The sequence below is a fragment of the Micromonospora sp. NPDC050784 genome, from assembly GCF_044456765.1.
Lineage (GTDB): Bacteria > Actinomycetota > Actinomycetes > Mycobacteriales > Micromonosporaceae > Micromonospora > Micromonospora foliorum.
This window is the reverse complement of record NZ_JBITGG010000003.1, coordinates 42,157-56,196: the sequence shown is the minus strand read 5'-3', so window position 1 is coordinate 56,196 and position 14,040 is coordinate 42,157. Positions and strand designations below refer to the sequence as shown.

Sequence of the window (14,040 nt, the reverse complement as noted above, 5' to 3'; positions counted from 1 at the left end):
GAAGATAGCGCGTTCCGCCGGTTGTCACCAAGCCGGGCGGGCCGGCGCGCCGGTGATCGCGAGGTGGCGGCGGATGATCCTGCGGACCGGCCAACGGGTGGTCTTCATCGGGGACAGCATCACCGATTGTGGTCGACGCGACGTCGCCGCGCCCTACGGCAGCGGATATGTGAGCCTCGTGCGCGCCCTGGTCGGCGCGCGGCACCCGGAGTTGGAGCTGGAGTGGGTCAACCGGGGTGTGGGCGGTGACACTGTGCGGGACCTGGCCGCCCGCTGGGACGACGACGTCATCGCCGAGCGCCCCGACTGGCTCGCGGTGATGATCGGCATCAACGACATCTGGCGACACTACGGCGACCGGCCGGATGAGGCCGTCGGCATCGAGGAGTACAAGCGCACCCTGCGTGACCTGCTCCGGCGGGCGGTCAGCGCCACCGGCTGCCGACTGATCCTCGGTGACCCGTTCTTCATCGAGGCCGACCGGAGCGTCCCGCAACGCGCCGACACCGACCGGTACGCGGCGGTCGTGGCGGGGCTGGCCGGCGAGTTCGACGCGGTGCACGTGGCCAACCAGGCGGCGTTCGACCGGGTGCTGGCGGTGAGTCCGGCGACGCGCTGGGCCGACGACCGGGTCCACCCGCACCTGCCCGGCCACGCGGTCCTCGCCGACGCGTACCTCAGCGCCCTCGGCGTCTCCTGACCCGGGCCTGACCCACAGCGAAGCGCCGGGCCGACCGTCAGGTCGACCCGGCGCGAAACCCGCGGAGATCAGCCGCGCGCGGCCTGGTAGAGCCGCTCCGGCGTCACCGCTCCGGCGAGCACCCGGCCGTCGTCGGTGAGCAGCACGTTGAACAGTTTGCTGCTGAAGAGGCGTCCGCTGCCCCAGTCACCACTGACCGCCGGCAGCCCGCCGAGCAGCTTCGACACGTCCATGCCCTCAGCGGCGCCGGCCGGAGGGGCGGCCGGCTTCGCGGGCTTCCCGCCGAGCGCACCATCCAGGCGGCCGACCAGCACGGTCGTCCAGCCGGTGCCGACCGCGCGTACCTGCGGGTCACCCGCCGGTCCGGCGTGGCCGGGCTTACCGGCGGCCGGCCGCTCGGCCTTCTCCTCGCTGACCGTCACGCCGGGCGGCGGGTTGAAGGTGAACTGGTCGGCGTCGGGGCGGCGGTAGTCGACCTGGGTGAAGGCCACCTCGAACGCCGGCCGGTCGCTGCCCTTCGCGAGCACCTCGAAGCGCAGCGGCACGTGCTGCTTGGCGTCGATGGCGATCCGCAGCTGGTGCACCAGTGAGTCACCGTCGCGCGGCTGGAGCACCAACTCGTACGCGTCCTGACCGGCGACGGTCGCCGACCGGCCGACGCTGACCTCGGTGCTCGGGTCGATCGCGCCCAACGCCAGGTCGGCGGCCTGCTGCGGGGTGGCCGGCAGGCTCGCTGCCGGTTCGGGGGCGGGCTTCCAGGCCCCGGCGTCGCCGCCCAGCGTGCGGTGGGTGGCGTTGTTGGTGCGGCTCTGCCACGTCCACAGGTCCCGGCCGTTGCGGATGATGTCCTGCTCGCCCAGGGTGTCCACCAGCGCGACCCGCTGCTGGTCCGGGCCGGAATACCAGACCCGCAGGGTGTGGGTGCCGGTCAGCAGGGTGGTCAGCTCGTTGCCGGGAACCAGCCCGACGAGGGGCGGCAGACCGAGATCGGCGCGCTGCACCACGGTCCCGGACAACCCCTCCAGCCGGGATGTCTGCAGGTCGACGAGGAGCTGAGCGGCGGTTCGGGGCGGCAGGCTCGGCTCGGCCTCGGCGGCGAACGTGCCGACCGCCGCACCCCCGCCGATGACGGCGACGGCCGCAGTGGCCGGGACCAGCCAACGAAGGACAGGACGACTTCTCAGAACGGACATGGTGGCACCTCCTGCGTGCCATCCTGCCCCCTCGGTGCTGTGAACGCGCTGAGGACACCGAACCGCGCCCTTTGACCCGGGTGGCACCCTTGAGCTGTGCGGGTGCTGGTGGTGGAGGACGAGACCCGGTTGGCGGCTGCCCTGCAACGCGGCCTCCAGGCGGAAGGGTTCGCGGTCGACGTGGCGGCAAACGGTCCGGCCGGCCTGGACGCGGCCCGGCACGGCGGGTACGACGCCATGATCCTCGACGTGATGCTGCCCGGCCTCTCCGGGTACGAGCTGGTCCGGCGGTTGCGCGCGGAGCAGCACTGGTTGCCTGTGCTGATGCTCTCCGCCAAGGACGGCGAGTACGACCAGGCCGACGGCCTCGACTGCGGCGCCGACGACTACCTGACCAAACCCTTCTCGTACGTCGTGCTGCTGGCCCGGTTACGGGCGTTGCTGCGTCGGGGCGCGCCGGAGCGCCCGACCGTGCTGGCGGTCGGTGACCTGCGGCTGGACCCGGCCCGCCGACGGGTGACCCGGGCGGACGCCGAGGTGGCGTTGACCGCGCGGGAGTTCGCGCTACTGGATTACCTGATGCGTCGGCCGGGCCAGGTCATCTCCAAGATCGAGTTGTTGGACCACGTCTGGGACGCGAGCCTGGAGACCGCGCCGAACGCCGTCGAGGTGTACGTCGGCTACCTGCGCCGCAAGCTCGGCCGGGACCGGCTGGAGACGGTCCGGGGCGCCGGCTACCGGCTGGCGACGTGATCGCCGACGGCCCGGCACCCACCCGTCGGGCCTGGCCCGGCCGGATGCCGGTCCTCGGGCTGCGCGGGCGGCTCATGGCGATCGGCGTGGTCGGCCTCACCATCGGGCTGGCCCTGGGCGGGGTGGTGCTGCTCGGCGCGCTCGGCTTCGTGCTCCAGCGCACGGTCGACACCGAGGCGTTCCGCACCGCCGACGCGGTCGCCCTGCTCGCCGCCGAGGACGCGCTACCCGACCCGCTGCCGGTGGCCGGCGGGCAGGTCCGCGTGCAGGTCATCGACGGGCAAGGGCGGATCCGGGCGGCCTCGATCGACGCCGACCGCCTGGTGCCGATGGTCCGCCCGGAGCGACTGAACCGCGACGGCCGGCAGCGGTTGGAGGTGCCGGCCGAACGGGTCGGGCTCGTCGGCCCGGTCCGGGTGGTCGCCGTACCCGCCGGCACCGCGGCCGACCCGCTCACCGTGCTGGTCGCCCGCTCGATGGCCGACGTGCGACACAGCACCCACGTGGTCCGGACCATCCTCCTGGTGGCGTTCCCGCTGCTGGTGGCCGTGCTGGCCGGGGTGGCGTGGCGGGTGGTGGGCGCGACCCTGCGGCCGGTCGAGGCGTTACGTCGAGGCGCCGAGGAGATCACCGGGAGGGCCGGCACCGGCCGGCTGCCGGTGCCGGCGTCGGCTGACGAGATCCACCGTCTGGCGGTCACCCTCAACGGCATGCTGGACCGGCTGGAATCCGCCCGCGTCCGGCAGCGGGCCTTCGTCTCCGACGCCGCACACGAGCTGCGCAGCCCGTTGACCAACATCCGGACGGAGCTGGAGGTGGCCCAGCGCCTCGCCGACCGGACGGACTGGACGGCGGTGACCGCCAACCTGCTCGCCGACACCGACCGACTGAGCCGCCTGGTCGACGATCTCCTGCTGCTGGCCCGACTGGACGAGGCTCCGCTGGCCCGGGGGACCGGCCCGGTGGAGCTGGGCGCGTTGCTGACCGAGGTCGCCGCCCGCTACCCGTCGCCGCCGGTGCGGGTGACGTTGCCGGCGGGCCCGCTCTGGACGATCGGCACCGTCGAGGAGCTGCGTCGCGTGCTGGCCAACCTCGTCGACAACGCGGTACGGCACGCCCACGGCAGTGTCGTGCTCGCCGTCGAGGCGACGTCGACAACGACGGCTGCGGCGACGGCGGGGGCGACGGCGGCGCCGGCGGGAGCGGCGACGGCGACAACGACAACGATGGCGGCGGCGACGGCGCGAGCGGGGGCGACGGCGGGGGCGACGGTCGGGCCTGGCGTCGGGGCGTACCACCTGGTGACGGTGACCGACGACGGCCCGGGCGTCCCGGTGGCGGACCGGGAGCGGGTCTTCGACCGGTTCACCCGGCTGGATGACGGACGGGCACGCGACGACGGGGGCGCCGGCCTGGGGCTGGCCATCGTCCGGGAGTTGGTGCGGCGCGCGGGCGGCAGCATCACGCTGACCGACGCGCCGCAGCAGCGAGGGCTACGGGTGTGCCTGCTGCTGCCGGCGTTGCCGGCACTGCCCTCCGAGGACGGCCAAAGGTTGACGGCCCGTGACGGCGACCTGCCTCCCACCGCCCACCGATGACCCTTTGCTCGGCACCCACGGGGCGACAGCTACGTGACGTGCTGCCCACCGGCACGTGTCGAAGCGGCGGTTCGGCTGGTCATTCGAGGTGGTGCATAGAGGTTGGCGGGGCGTGGCTGGCGGACGCGGCTGTCAGCGGCGGCGGGTGCAGACCTGCTTGGACCGGGCCACGGTGTCGGTGGACCAGGCGACAGCGACGGTGAAGCAGAAGTCGTTGGTGCGGTTGAGCGCGTAGATGACGAAGCTGGTGGTGCCGGCCGGCAGCGTCGCGAAGATGTTGTGGGCCTGGCCGGTGCGGCCGCCCGCGATGACCACCGGGCCCTCGCTGCCGGCCGGGTAGGTCCAGTTCAGCGCGATGCTGTCCCGGGTGTCGCGCAGGGTCACCGCGCTGGGTGGGGTGCCGGGCGGCGCCGCGGCGGCCGACGTGGGGGCCGAACCGCCCGGGGCGGGCGTGGTGCTGGCCGGCGCGCCGGCGGTGGGGGAGGCGCTGGCCGGCGGCGGGGTCGGCTCGTCGTCACCGTCGACCCGGGCCACCCCGGCGATCACCGCTGCCGCGCCGAGGAGCACCACGACCACGCCGGCCACCAGCACCGGCACCAGCCGGTTGCGCTGCTCCGGCTGGGCGCGGTGCACCGGCACCGGCAGCAGTCGCGACGGCGTGTACGGCTCGACCGCCGCGTACGGGTCCGCCCGCGGGTGCGGCTCGGACGCCGGGTACGGGTTGGACGACGCGTGCGGGTCGGGCGACGTGTACGGGTCGGGCGACGTGTACGGGTTGGGCGACGTGTACGGGTCGGACGGCTGGTACGGGTCGGGCGACGCGTACGGGTCGGTGGGGGCGGCGGGGCGGTGCAGCCGGTACACCCCGGGCTGCTCCTCCCCGCCGGCCAGCCCGACCACCGACGGGGGCACCGGAGGGTCGGTGGGGTGGGGCGGGGGCTCGTCCACCGGTTCGGTCGACCATCTGCCGCCCGTCGATCCGACCGTTTCGTCGGAGGGCTGCCGGGGGTTCGGCACCGCCCCGGCGTGGTGGGTCGCGGCCGCCGGTGGGTGGTAGCCGGATTCGGCCGGCCCGTCGCCGTGCGGTGGGACGCGGGCGAGCGGCACGACCGGGGTGTCCCGGGCCGTGGGCGGGTTGTCCGCGCAGGCGTGGTCGGGGTTGGCCGCCGCCCGGGCCAGGGCCGCCACCTGGGCGGCCAGCGGGTCGTCGGCGGGCAGGTGCTGCCGGCACAGCTCACGGGCGAGCGCGAGGTTGTCGTGTGCCTCGGCGAACTGCCCGCAGTCGCGCTGCATCGCCCCGAGCCGCGCCAGCATCTTGATGCCGCTGGGGTGTCCGTCGCCGTACACCTCGCGGTGCAGCTCCCAGGCGTCCTGGAGTCGGTCGCGGGCCACCGTGCACTGGCCGCGCGCGTACTCGACGGTGGCCAGGTCGGCGTGCGCGGCGAGCACCCGCAGCGACTCCGGGCCGTCCTGCGCGGTCAGCTCGATGATGACTTCCTGGTAGAGCCGCGCCGCCCGGGAGTGGCTGCCGACGCGGTGCAGCACCGCGGCCAGGGTCGCCGCGGCGGCCACCGTGCGCGGGTCGGCGCGGCCGTGCAGGCGGGTGGTGGCCGCGTACGCGAAGGCCGCCCACCCGCGGGCCGAGTGCGGCTCACCGAGGGCGATCAGCACCCGCGCCTGGAGGCTGGCCGCCTCGGCCAGCTCGGGGGTGGCGTTGGCCGGGCGGGGGTCGGCGTCGGTGAGCGCGTCGGACAGCAACTGCTGTGCGCCGGCAAGATCGCCGGAGGACACGAGGTGGTGCGCCTGATCAGTCAGTTCACCGAAGCCGGAAGACACGCCCCATCGTGCTCATCCGACGACGGTAAGTACAAGACCCGCGCCGGGGTCGATTGGTCAGGATCCGGTCAGGTGCTCGGCCAGGGTTTCGCTGATTCGGCGCAGCTGGTCGACCTGGGCGGGGCTCAACGCGTCGAACAGGTGTCGGCGTACCCCCTCGACGTGGCCGGGCGCGGCGGCCGCGAGGGTGGCGAAACCCTCGTCGGTGAGCAGCGCGATCTGCCCGCGCCGGTCGGTGGGGCAGTCCTCGCGGCGCACCCAGCCGGCGGCCTCCAGCCGGGCCACGGCGTGTGAGAGCCGGCTGCGGGACGACCCCGCGGCCTGGGCCAACTGGCTCATGCGCAGTTGGCGGCCGGGGGCCTCGGAGAGCTGGACCAGGATCTCGTAGTACGCGTGCGGCATGCCCGCTTCGCGTTGCAGCTCGCGGTCGAGAGTGTCCATCAGCACCCGGGAGGCGGTGAGGTACGCGCGCCACGTGCGTTGCTCGTCGGGGTCCAACCAGCGGGTCATGGCAGCCATCATACTCCCGATGGTTGAATGTTCAACTAAACCGCGCTAGCCTCGGGTCATGGGTATCCACCGGCTCAACCACGCGGTCCTCTACGTCAGTGACCTCGCCCGCAGCGTCGCGTTCTACCGCGAGGTGCTGGGCTTCCGCCCGGTGGCGATGACCCCGGACGGCTTCCGGGGCGCCACCTTCCTCCAGGCCCCCGACTCCACCAACGACCACGACCTCGGCCTCTTCGAGGTCGGCGCGGGCGCCGGTCGGTCGACCGCCGGCCGGTCCACCGTCGGCCTCTACCACCTCGCCTGGGAGGTGGACACGCTCGACGAGCTGGCCGCCACCGCCGAGCGGCTCGTCGCGGCCGGCGCACTGGTCGGCACCTCCGACCACGGCACGACCAAGAGCCTCTACGGCAAGGACCCGGACGGGCTGGAGTTCGAGGTGGTCTGGCTGATCCCGGCCGACCTGCTCGACGACACCGCGCTGGCCGCCCGCAAGCAGATCGGTCGGCTCGACCTGGACGCCGAGCGGCGGCGCTACGGCGGGCAGACCCGGGGCGGGGTGGGGATCTCCGTCCCGGCCTGATCGCCCGTACGGTAGAACGGACCGATGCCGACCGACCGGACCACTGATTTCCTCCGCGAGCTGCTGGTCCGCCAGTTGACGACCTGGCTGCCCGCGGCCCTGCACCGCTCCCGGCGGGCCACAGTCGCCCTCGCCGGGGCCGACGCGGGCAGCGCGGAGGCCGCGCTGCGCCTGGTCGCCACGCACGGCGACCAGGTGCGCGGCCGGCAGGTTACGGTGCTGGTGCTGTCCGACGCCGCCGCCGACCTGCCGGCCCGCCTCGGCCCGATCGAGGCGGAACTGCCCGCCGAGGTCACCGTGCACCTGCTGCCCGGCGACGCGTACCGGCTGCCGGTCGCGGTGAAGGCCGCCGGGGCGGCCGGCGCGCCGCTGTTCTCCTTCGTGGACCTGCCCGGCGCGGTGACGCCGAAGCTGCTCACCGCCGCGACCAACGGCCGGACCGGAGAGCTGCTGCTGCACACCGCCGACAGCGCCCGAGACGTGCTCGTCTCCGCCGGCTTCCCCCTGGTCGCCGAGGTCGCACCGGTGCTGCCCGGCGGCGAGTCGGCCGGTGTGATCGCGTTCGGCAGCCGCTCCGACCGGAGTCTGGAGGCGGTCCGCGACGCGCTCTGGGCGGTCGGCGCGGACCTCGGCGTGCGCTACCGCGACCCGCTCGACCCGACCGGCACGACTATCGACGTGGTCGGCGACCCCGACCTCGAACCGCTGAGCCACGAGCTGCTGGCCGAGTTGCGGGCGGGCGGGGCGCGACCGGTCACCGAGCTGCGCCGGCACACCCTCACCGCGACCGTCTACCGGGCCGCCGACGCCAACCAGGCGCTCGTCGACCTGCTGGACGCCGGCGCCGTGCGGCGTGAACGCGAGTCCGGGCGGCTGGCCGGCGACGAGATCATCACCGTGGCACGCTGACCGCCCAACCCACAGACGCCGAGCGGGGTGCCGGTGAATCACCGGCACCCCGCTCGACTCCCGGGATGCTTACGACCGGGACTTGTCCTGCTTCCAGCTCAGCGGACCCGGCAGGTCGACCCGGTGCGCACGTGCCTTGGAGTTCCAGGACCAGCGACCGATCTTGATGCTCCACGAGGAGAAGCCGTTCTCGGTGAAGTTCAGGATGATCGGACCGTACTTCTTGCGCTTGCGAAACATGAGGCCCATCGGAGGTCTCCCCTCGTCACCGTTCCCTGCCGTGTCGAGATCGAACATGCCCGAACCGACAACTTTTGAAACCCTCTCGCCGTCCGCCCTGGACGGTCGCCCAGCACCGGCCGCAATCCCTATCCACCAGATAGGTGTTGCGGCACGGTAAACGCTGCTCGGGGCGGTTCGTAACATCGGCAGCGATAGAAGTCTCATCTTCTGGAAGGCCGTTGACCGCTCGTTCCGATCGCGGGCAGCATGGGGTCATGTCGCAGCGGGATGAGCTTCTCCTCACCGCTCGTGTGCACGTCGACCTGGTCCGGCACGCGAGCGCGCTCTGTTGAGCTGACCGGTCCAACCGGCTCGGCTCCAGCGCCGCACTCTCACCGCCCGCCCGCTCAACGCGGAGCAGCGTGCCCGCACGCCCTCATCCGGGCGTCCCCGTTCCCATCGTGGACAGATCAGGAGACTCCTCATGTCCCCACCCCGTCGTGCCATTCTGCGTACTCTCGCCGCCGTTGCCGCCCTGGTCGTGCTCACCGCCTCGGCCGGTTGCGGCGGTGACGCCGCAGCCGGCGGCGCCCAGGCCAGCGAGCTGCGCTACCAGGGCTCGGTCGGCCAGGTCACCCTCCCCGAACTCGCCGCCGACCTCGGCTACCTGGGTGACGTCAAGCTCAAGTGGATCGGCAACGTCACCGGTGGCCCACAGGACATCCAGGCCACGGCCACCGGGCAGAGCGACTTCGGCGGCGCGTTCAACGGCGCCATCGTCAAGCTCGCCGCCGCCAACGCCCCGATCACCGCCGTGGTCAGCTACTACGGCTCGGACGCGCAGACCTTCCAGGGCTACTACGTGCTCGACGACAGCCCGATCCGCAGCCCTCGGGACCTGATCGGCAAGAAGGTCGGCATGAACACCCTCGGTGCGCACGCCGAGGCCGTGCTCAAGACCTGGCTCGCCCGCGGCGGTCTCACCCCCGCCGAGATCAAGCAGGTCGAGTTGGTCGCCCTGCCACCTGTCAACACCGAGCAGTCGCTGCGGCAGCGGCAGATCGACGTCGCGGTGCTCGGTGGGGTGATCCGGGACAAGGCGGTCGCCGGCGGCGGCATCCGCACCATCTTCACCGACTACGAGCTGCTCGGCGCCTTCAGCGGCGGCACCTACGTCTTCCGCGACGACTTCATCAAGCGCAACCCGGAGACCGTCAAGGCGTTCGTCACCGGGGTCGGCAAGGCCATCGAGTGGGCCCGCACCCAACCCCGGGAGACAGTGGTCGCCCGGATGCGCGACATCATCGGCAAACGGGGTCGCAACGAGGACCCGTCGCTTGTCGCGTACTGGAAGAGCAGCGGCGTCGCCGGCCGCGGCGGCGTGATCGGCGAACAGGAGTTCGGCACCTGGATCGACTGGCTCGCCGCCGAGGGCGAGCTCAAGGGCGACCGTCCGAAGCCCGGCGACATCTACACCAACCGGTTCAACCCGTTCGTGGACGGGGGCAGCGCGTGAGCGCCGACAAGATCCTCTTCGATCGGGTGAGCAAGACCTTCCCGGTCCGCGCCAGCCGGCGTGGCGGCGCCGGCGCGGTCACCGCGCTCGACGAGGTCACCCTCGGGGTACGCCCCGGCGAGTTCCTGGTCGTCGTCGGCCCCAGCGGCTGCGGCAAGTCCACCCTGCTCGACCTGCTCGGCGGGCTCACCCAGCCGACCGCCGGGCAGGTGCTCGTCGACGGTCGACCCGTCACCGGTCCCGGGCTGGACCGGGGCATCGTCTTCCAGCAGTACGCGCTGCTGCCCTGGCGCACCGCGGCCGGCAACGTCGCGTTCGGCCTGGAGGCCAAGGGGGTGCCCCGGGCCGAACGCGCCGCGCTGATCGAGCACCACCTCGACCTGGTGGGGCTGCGCGGGTTCGCCGACCGTTACCCGCACGAGCTGTCCGGCGGAATGAAGCAGCGGGTGGCCATCGCCCGCAGCCTCGCGTACGACCCGGACGTGCTGCTGATGGACGAGCCGTTCGCCGCCCTGGACGCGCAGACCCGCGACTCGTTGCAGGACGAGCTGGTGCGGATCTGGGCCCGCACCGGCAAGACGATCGTGTTCATCACCCACGGCATCGACGAGGCCGTCTACCTGGGTCAGCGGGTGGCGGTGCTGACGTCCCGGCCCGGGCGGCTCAAGCAGGTCATCGACATCGACCTCGGCGACCGGGACGCGGTCGAGGACGTCCGCTCCACCGACGCGTTCCGCCACCACCGCCACCAGATCTGGACCCTGCTGCGCGACGAGGTGCGGGCCGCCCAGGCGGCCGAGGGCACCGGCGTCCGCCACCCCGAGGAGGCCCGCGTTGGTTGACATCGCCGAACGTCCCGCCCGACTCGCCGGCCCACCCACCGTGCCCCGGGCGACGGCTGACAGTGCCGCTCCCGGCCGCGCCGGTCGACTGCTCGGCGTCGGCGCGAAGGTGCTGCACCGCACCGTCGCGATCGCCGCGCTCGCCGCGATCTGGGAGGGCGCACCCCGGCTCGGGCTGGTCGACCGCGTCTTCCTGCCCCCGCTGTCGGAGGTGCTGGTGGCCTGGTGGGAGTTGCTGCGCAGTGGGCAACTCGCCGAGCACGTGGGCGCCAGCCTCACCCGGTCCCTGGCCGGGCTCGGCCTGGCGGTGCTCACCGCCATCCCGCTCGGGCTGCTGATCGGCTGGTACCGGCCGCTCGCCGAGCTGCTCAGCCCACTGCTGGAGGTGTTCCGCAACACCGCCGCGCTGGCCCTGCTGCCGGTGTTCGTGCTCATCCTCGGCCTGGGGGAGACCTCCAAGATCGCCCTGGTGCTGTACGCGTGCTCCTGGCCGATCCTGTTGAACACCATCGCCGGGGTGAAGGGCGTCGACCCGCTGCTGATCCGTTCGGCCCGCTCGATGGGGCTCAACCACCTGCGGCTGTTCCAGAAGGTGATCCTGCCGGCCGCGGTGCCGACCATCTTCACCGGCGTCCGGCTGGCCGGGGCGTACTCGATCCTGGTGCTGGTCGCGGCCGAGATGGTCGGCGCGAAGGCCGGGCTCGGCTACCTCATCAACTACGCGCAGTACAACTTCGCGATCGCCGACATGTACTCCGGGATCATCACGATCTCCGCCATCGGTCTGGTCGTCAACCAGCTCCTCGTCGCCCTCGAACGTCGCTTCTCCACCTGGCGCGTCGACGTCTCTGCCGGATAGGACGGACACCAATGACCCGCACCCTGCACCTCAACGCGTTCCTGATGGGCGTCGGCCACCACGAGGCCGCCTGGCGGCACCCCCGCACCGACCCGCGTCGGGTCACCGACGTACGGCACTTCCAGGAGCTGGCCCGGATCGCCGAACGCGGCACCCTCGACTCGCTGTTCCTCGCCGACGGTCTCTCGGTCGGGCCGAACCCCCGGCACAACATCCAGGCCGTCTTCGAGCCGCTGACCCTGCTCGCGTCGCTCGCCGCGGTGACCGAGCACATCGGTCTCATCGCGACTGTCTCCACCACCTACAACGAGCCGTTCCACGTCGCCCGCAAGTTCGCCTCGCTGGACCACCTCAGCGGCGGCCGGGCCGGCTGGAACATCGTCACCTCCGCCCAGGAGCGGGAGGCGGTCAACTTCAACCGGGACAGCCACCCCGAGCACGCCGACCGGTACCGGCGGGCCGCCGAGTTCGTCGACGTGGCGATCAAGCTCTGGGACAGCTGGGAGGACGACGCGCTGGTCTTCGACACCACGGCCGGGGTGTTCGCCGACACCGACCGGGTGCACGAGGTGGCGCACCGCGGGCCGGAGTTCCAGGTCCGTGGCCCGCTGAACATCCCCCGGGGGCCGCAGGGCCGACCGCTGCTGGTGCAGGCCGGGTCGTCGCCGGACGGGATCGCCTTCGCCGCCCGCTACGCCGAGGCGGTCTTCACCGCGCAGCAGACCCTCGCGGACGGGCAGAGCTTCTACGCCGAGCTGCGCCGGCAGGTCACCGACGCCGGCCGGGACCCGGACCTGGTGAAGGTCCTGCCCGGCATCGCGCCGGTGCTCGGCGGCACCGAGGCCGAGGCGCAGGCGCTCGCCGCCGAGTTGGAGGAGCTGATCGTCCCCGACTACGCCCTGGCCCAGCTCTCCGGGATGCTCGGCATCGACCTGACCGGCCTGCCGCTGGACGGGCCGCTGCCGGAGCTGCCGGCCGCCGGCACCGTGCAGGCGCACCAGAGCCGCTACCAGCTCGTCACCGAGTTGGCCCGCCGGGAACAGCTCACCATCCGGCAGCTGATCGGCCGGCTCGGTGGCGGCCGGGGTCACCGGGTCGTCGCCGGTACGCCGGAGCAGGTCGCCGACCAGATCGAGCTGTGGTTCACCCAGGGCGCGGCCGACGGGTTCAACATCATGCCGCCGCACCTGCCCGGCGGGCTCGCCGACTTCGTCGACCACGTGGTGCCGGTGCTGCGATCCCGCGGGCTGTTCCGCACCGAGTACACCGGTCGGACGCTGCGCGAGCACTACGGCCTGCCCCGACCGGCCAGCACGTACGCCGCGTCGGCCCTGGTGCCGGCATGACCACCGTGGAGCGACCGAGGGCGGACATCGCCGAGCTGCGACCGGTGAACCGGGACCTGTTCCGCGCTCTGCTGCGCCGGCAGGCCACCAGCGTCACCGTGGTCACCGCGGTCGCCCGCGCCACCGACCCCGCCTGCCTGGGTGGGATCGGCGCACCCATCCGGGCGGGCTTCACCGCGACCTCGTTCACGTCGGTGTCGCTGGACCCTCCGCTCGTCTCGTTCTGCCTGGGGACGGGCTCGTCGAGCTGGCCGGTGCTGGCTCGGGCCGAGCACGTCGCCGTGCACCTGCTGGGCGCCGGGCAGCGGGAGGCCGCCACGGTCTTCGCGACCAGCGGCATCGACCGGTTCGCCGCGTACCCGGACTGGACGTCCGGACCGTTCGGGGTGCCGCTGCTCGACGGGGTGCTGGCCCGGCTGCTCTGCCGGGTGGTGCACCGGGTCCCGGCCGGCGACCACACGCTGGTGATCGCCGAGCCGCTGGCGCTCGGTGACGGCGGCGACGGCGCGCCACTGGTGCACCACCGGGGCGGCTACACCACCGCTGTCCCGAGGTGACGGCACCGACCACGGCCGACCTGCTCGCGTTGGACCGGGCCGCCCAGGACCTGCTGTTCCGGGCGGCCCGCACGGCCAACACGTTCACCGACGAGCCGGTCACCGACGCCCAGGTCGCGGCGATCCACGACCTGATCCGGTACGGGCCGACCGCGTACAACGGCCAGCCACTGCGGGTGCTGCTGCTCCGCTCGGCGCCGGCGCGGGCGCGGCTGCTGCCGTACGTCTCGTCGAGCAACCGGGCGAAGACGGCCAGCGCGCCACTGGTGGCGGTGCTCGCCGCCGACGTGGACTTCCACGAGCGGCTGCCCGAGCTGTACCCGCACCGTCCGCAGGCCCGGGACTGGCTGAGCGACCGTCCGAGCCGCGCCGAACAGGCCCGCTTCAGCGCGACCCTGCAGATCGGTTACCTGCTGGTGGGCGTACGCGCCGCCGGGCTGGCCGCCGGCCCGATGGCCGGGTTCGACGCGGCCGGGGTGACCCGCGAGTTCTTCCCCGACGGGCGGCACGAGGCGCTGCTGCTGCTCAACGTGGGCCACCCGGGCCCGGACGCCTGGGAGCAGCGGCTGCCCCGGCTCAGCACCGAGGAGGTGGTGTGGACGCTGTGAGCCGGCCCCGG

Annotated in this window: 16 protein-coding genes; 12 read left to right on the top strand and 4 right to left on the bottom strand. The window is 73.2% G+C overall.

Annotation, left to right across the window (positions count from 1 at the left end; genetic code table 11):
• Positions 1-73: 73 nt before the first annotated feature.
• Positions 74-700, top strand: a complete 627-nt coding sequence (locus ACIBD9_RS04735; RefSeq protein WP_396714559.1) for an SGNH/GDSL hydrolase family protein — start codon at positions 74-76, stop codon at positions 698-700.
• Positions 701-768: 68 nt separating this feature from the next.
• Here the strand turns inward: ACIBD9_RS04735 and ACIBD9_RS04730 are convergent, their stop codons facing one another.
• Positions 769-1,893 carry an outer membrane lipoprotein carrier protein LolA gene (locus tag ACIBD9_RS04730; RefSeq protein ID WP_396714557.1) on the bottom strand — a complete coding sequence of 375 codons (1,125 nt, stop codon included), beginning with the start codon at positions 1,891-1,893 and terminating at the stop codon, positions 769-771.
• 96 nt (positions 1,894-1,989) lie between these two features.
• On the opposite strand from ACIBD9_RS04730, the gene ACIBD9_RS04725 reads away from it, so the two are divergent.
• Both ACIBD9_RS04725 and ACIBD9_RS04720 read left to right on the top strand, forming a co-directional pair.
• The gene (locus ACIBD9_RS04725) at positions 1,990-2,646 is read left to right on the top strand and encodes a response regulator transcription factor (RefSeq protein ID WP_396714555.1); all 657 of its coding nucleotides are present in this window, start codon (positions 1,990-1,992) and stop codon (positions 2,644-2,646) included.
• Between the two features lie 44 nt (positions 2,647-2,690).
• Positions 2,691-4,244, top strand: coding sequence for an ATP-binding protein (locus tag ACIBD9_RS04720; protein WP_396715050.1), 1,554 nt, complete (start codon positions 2,691-2,693; stop codon positions 4,242-4,244).
• Between the two features lie 132 nt (positions 4,245-4,376).
• Here the strand turns inward: ACIBD9_RS04720 and ACIBD9_RS04715 are convergent, their stop codons facing one another.
• Both ACIBD9_RS04715 and ACIBD9_RS04710 read right to left on the bottom strand, forming a co-directional pair.
• Complete coding sequence (locus ACIBD9_RS04715; protein WP_396714553.1) at positions 4,377-6,080, bottom strand: tetratricopeptide repeat protein; 1,704 nt, start codon at positions 6,078-6,080, stop codon at positions 4,377-4,379.
• 57 nt (positions 6,081-6,137) lie between these two features.
• Positions 6,138-6,599, bottom strand: coding sequence for a MarR family winged helix-turn-helix transcriptional regulator (locus ACIBD9_RS04710; protein WP_238657451.1), 462 nt, complete (start codon positions 6,597-6,599; stop codon positions 6,138-6,140).
• Positions 6,600-6,648: 49 nt separating this feature from the next.
• Here ACIBD9_RS04710 and ACIBD9_RS04705 point away from each other — a divergent pair, with 49 nt between their 5' ends.
• Both ACIBD9_RS04705 and ACIBD9_RS04700 read left to right on the top strand, forming a co-directional pair.
• Positions 6,649-7,170 (top strand): VOC family protein, encoded by a 522-nt coding sequence (locus ACIBD9_RS04705; RefSeq protein WP_396714551.1) that lies wholly within the window; start codon positions 6,649-6,651, stop codon positions 7,168-7,170.
• A gap of 24 nt (positions 7,171-7,194) precedes the next feature.
• The gene (locus tag ACIBD9_RS04700) at positions 7,195-8,079 is read left to right on the top strand and encodes a hypothetical protein (RefSeq protein WP_396714549.1); all 885 of its coding nucleotides are present in this window, start codon (positions 7,195-7,197) and stop codon (positions 8,077-8,079) included.
• A gap of 69 nt (positions 8,080-8,148) precedes the next feature.
• Here the strand turns inward: ACIBD9_RS04700 and ACIBD9_RS04695 are convergent, their stop codons facing one another.
• Positions 8,149-8,328 (bottom strand): DUF4236 domain-containing protein, encoded by a 180-nt coding sequence (locus ACIBD9_RS04695; RefSeq protein ID WP_030333600.1) that lies wholly within the window; start codon positions 8,326-8,328, stop codon positions 8,149-8,151.
• A 248-nt stretch (positions 8,329-8,576) separates the two neighbouring features.
• On the opposite strand from ACIBD9_RS04695, the gene ACIBD9_RS04690 reads away from it, so the two are divergent.
• The 7 genes from ACIBD9_RS04690 (at position 8,577) to ACIBD9_RS04660 (ending at position 14,029) form a co-directional block, all read left to right on the top strand.
• A complete protein-coding gene (locus ACIBD9_RS04690) occupies positions 8,577-8,654 on the top strand; it encodes a putative leader peptide (RefSeq protein ID WP_349881247.1) in 78 nt (25 codons plus the stop codon).
• Positions 8,655-8,785: 131 nt separating this feature from the next.
• Positions 8,786-9,817 (top strand): ABC transporter substrate-binding protein, encoded by a 1,032-nt coding sequence (locus tag ACIBD9_RS04685; RefSeq protein ID WP_396714547.1) that lies wholly within the window; start codon positions 8,786-8,788, stop codon positions 9,815-9,817.
• Positions 9,814-10,659, top strand: a complete 846-nt coding sequence (locus tag ACIBD9_RS04680) for an ABC transporter ATP-binding protein (RefSeq protein WP_396714546.1) — start codon at positions 9,814-9,816, stop codon at positions 10,657-10,659. Before ACIBD9_RS04685 ends, ACIBD9_RS04680 begins: the two co-directional genes overlap by 4 nt.
• The gene (locus ACIBD9_RS04675; RefSeq protein WP_396714544.1) at positions 10,652-11,518 is read left to right on the top strand and encodes an ABC transporter permease; all 867 of its coding nucleotides are present in this window, start codon (positions 10,652-10,654) and stop codon (positions 11,516-11,518) included. Before ACIBD9_RS04680 ends, ACIBD9_RS04675 begins: the two co-directional genes overlap by 8 nt.
• 11 nt (positions 11,519-11,529) lie before the next feature.
• Complete coding sequence (locus tag ACIBD9_RS04670) at positions 11,530-12,864, top strand: LLM class flavin-dependent oxidoreductase (protein WP_396714542.1); 1,335 nt, start codon at positions 11,530-11,532, stop codon at positions 12,862-12,864.
• Positions 12,861-13,421 (top strand): flavin reductase family protein, encoded by a 561-nt coding sequence (locus ACIBD9_RS04665; RefSeq protein ID WP_396714540.1) that lies wholly within the window; start codon positions 12,861-12,863, stop codon positions 13,419-13,421. The genes ACIBD9_RS04670 and ACIBD9_RS04665 overlap by 4 nt, the downstream gene beginning before the upstream one ends.
• Positions 13,418-14,029: a malonic semialdehyde reductase gene (locus ACIBD9_RS04660; RefSeq protein WP_396714537.1), complete on the top strand. Its 612-nt coding sequence runs from the start codon at positions 13,418-13,420 to the stop codon at positions 14,027-14,029. Before ACIBD9_RS04665 ends, ACIBD9_RS04660 begins: the two co-directional genes overlap by 4 nt.
• The last annotated feature ends 11 nt before the right edge of the window (positions 14,030-14,040 follow it).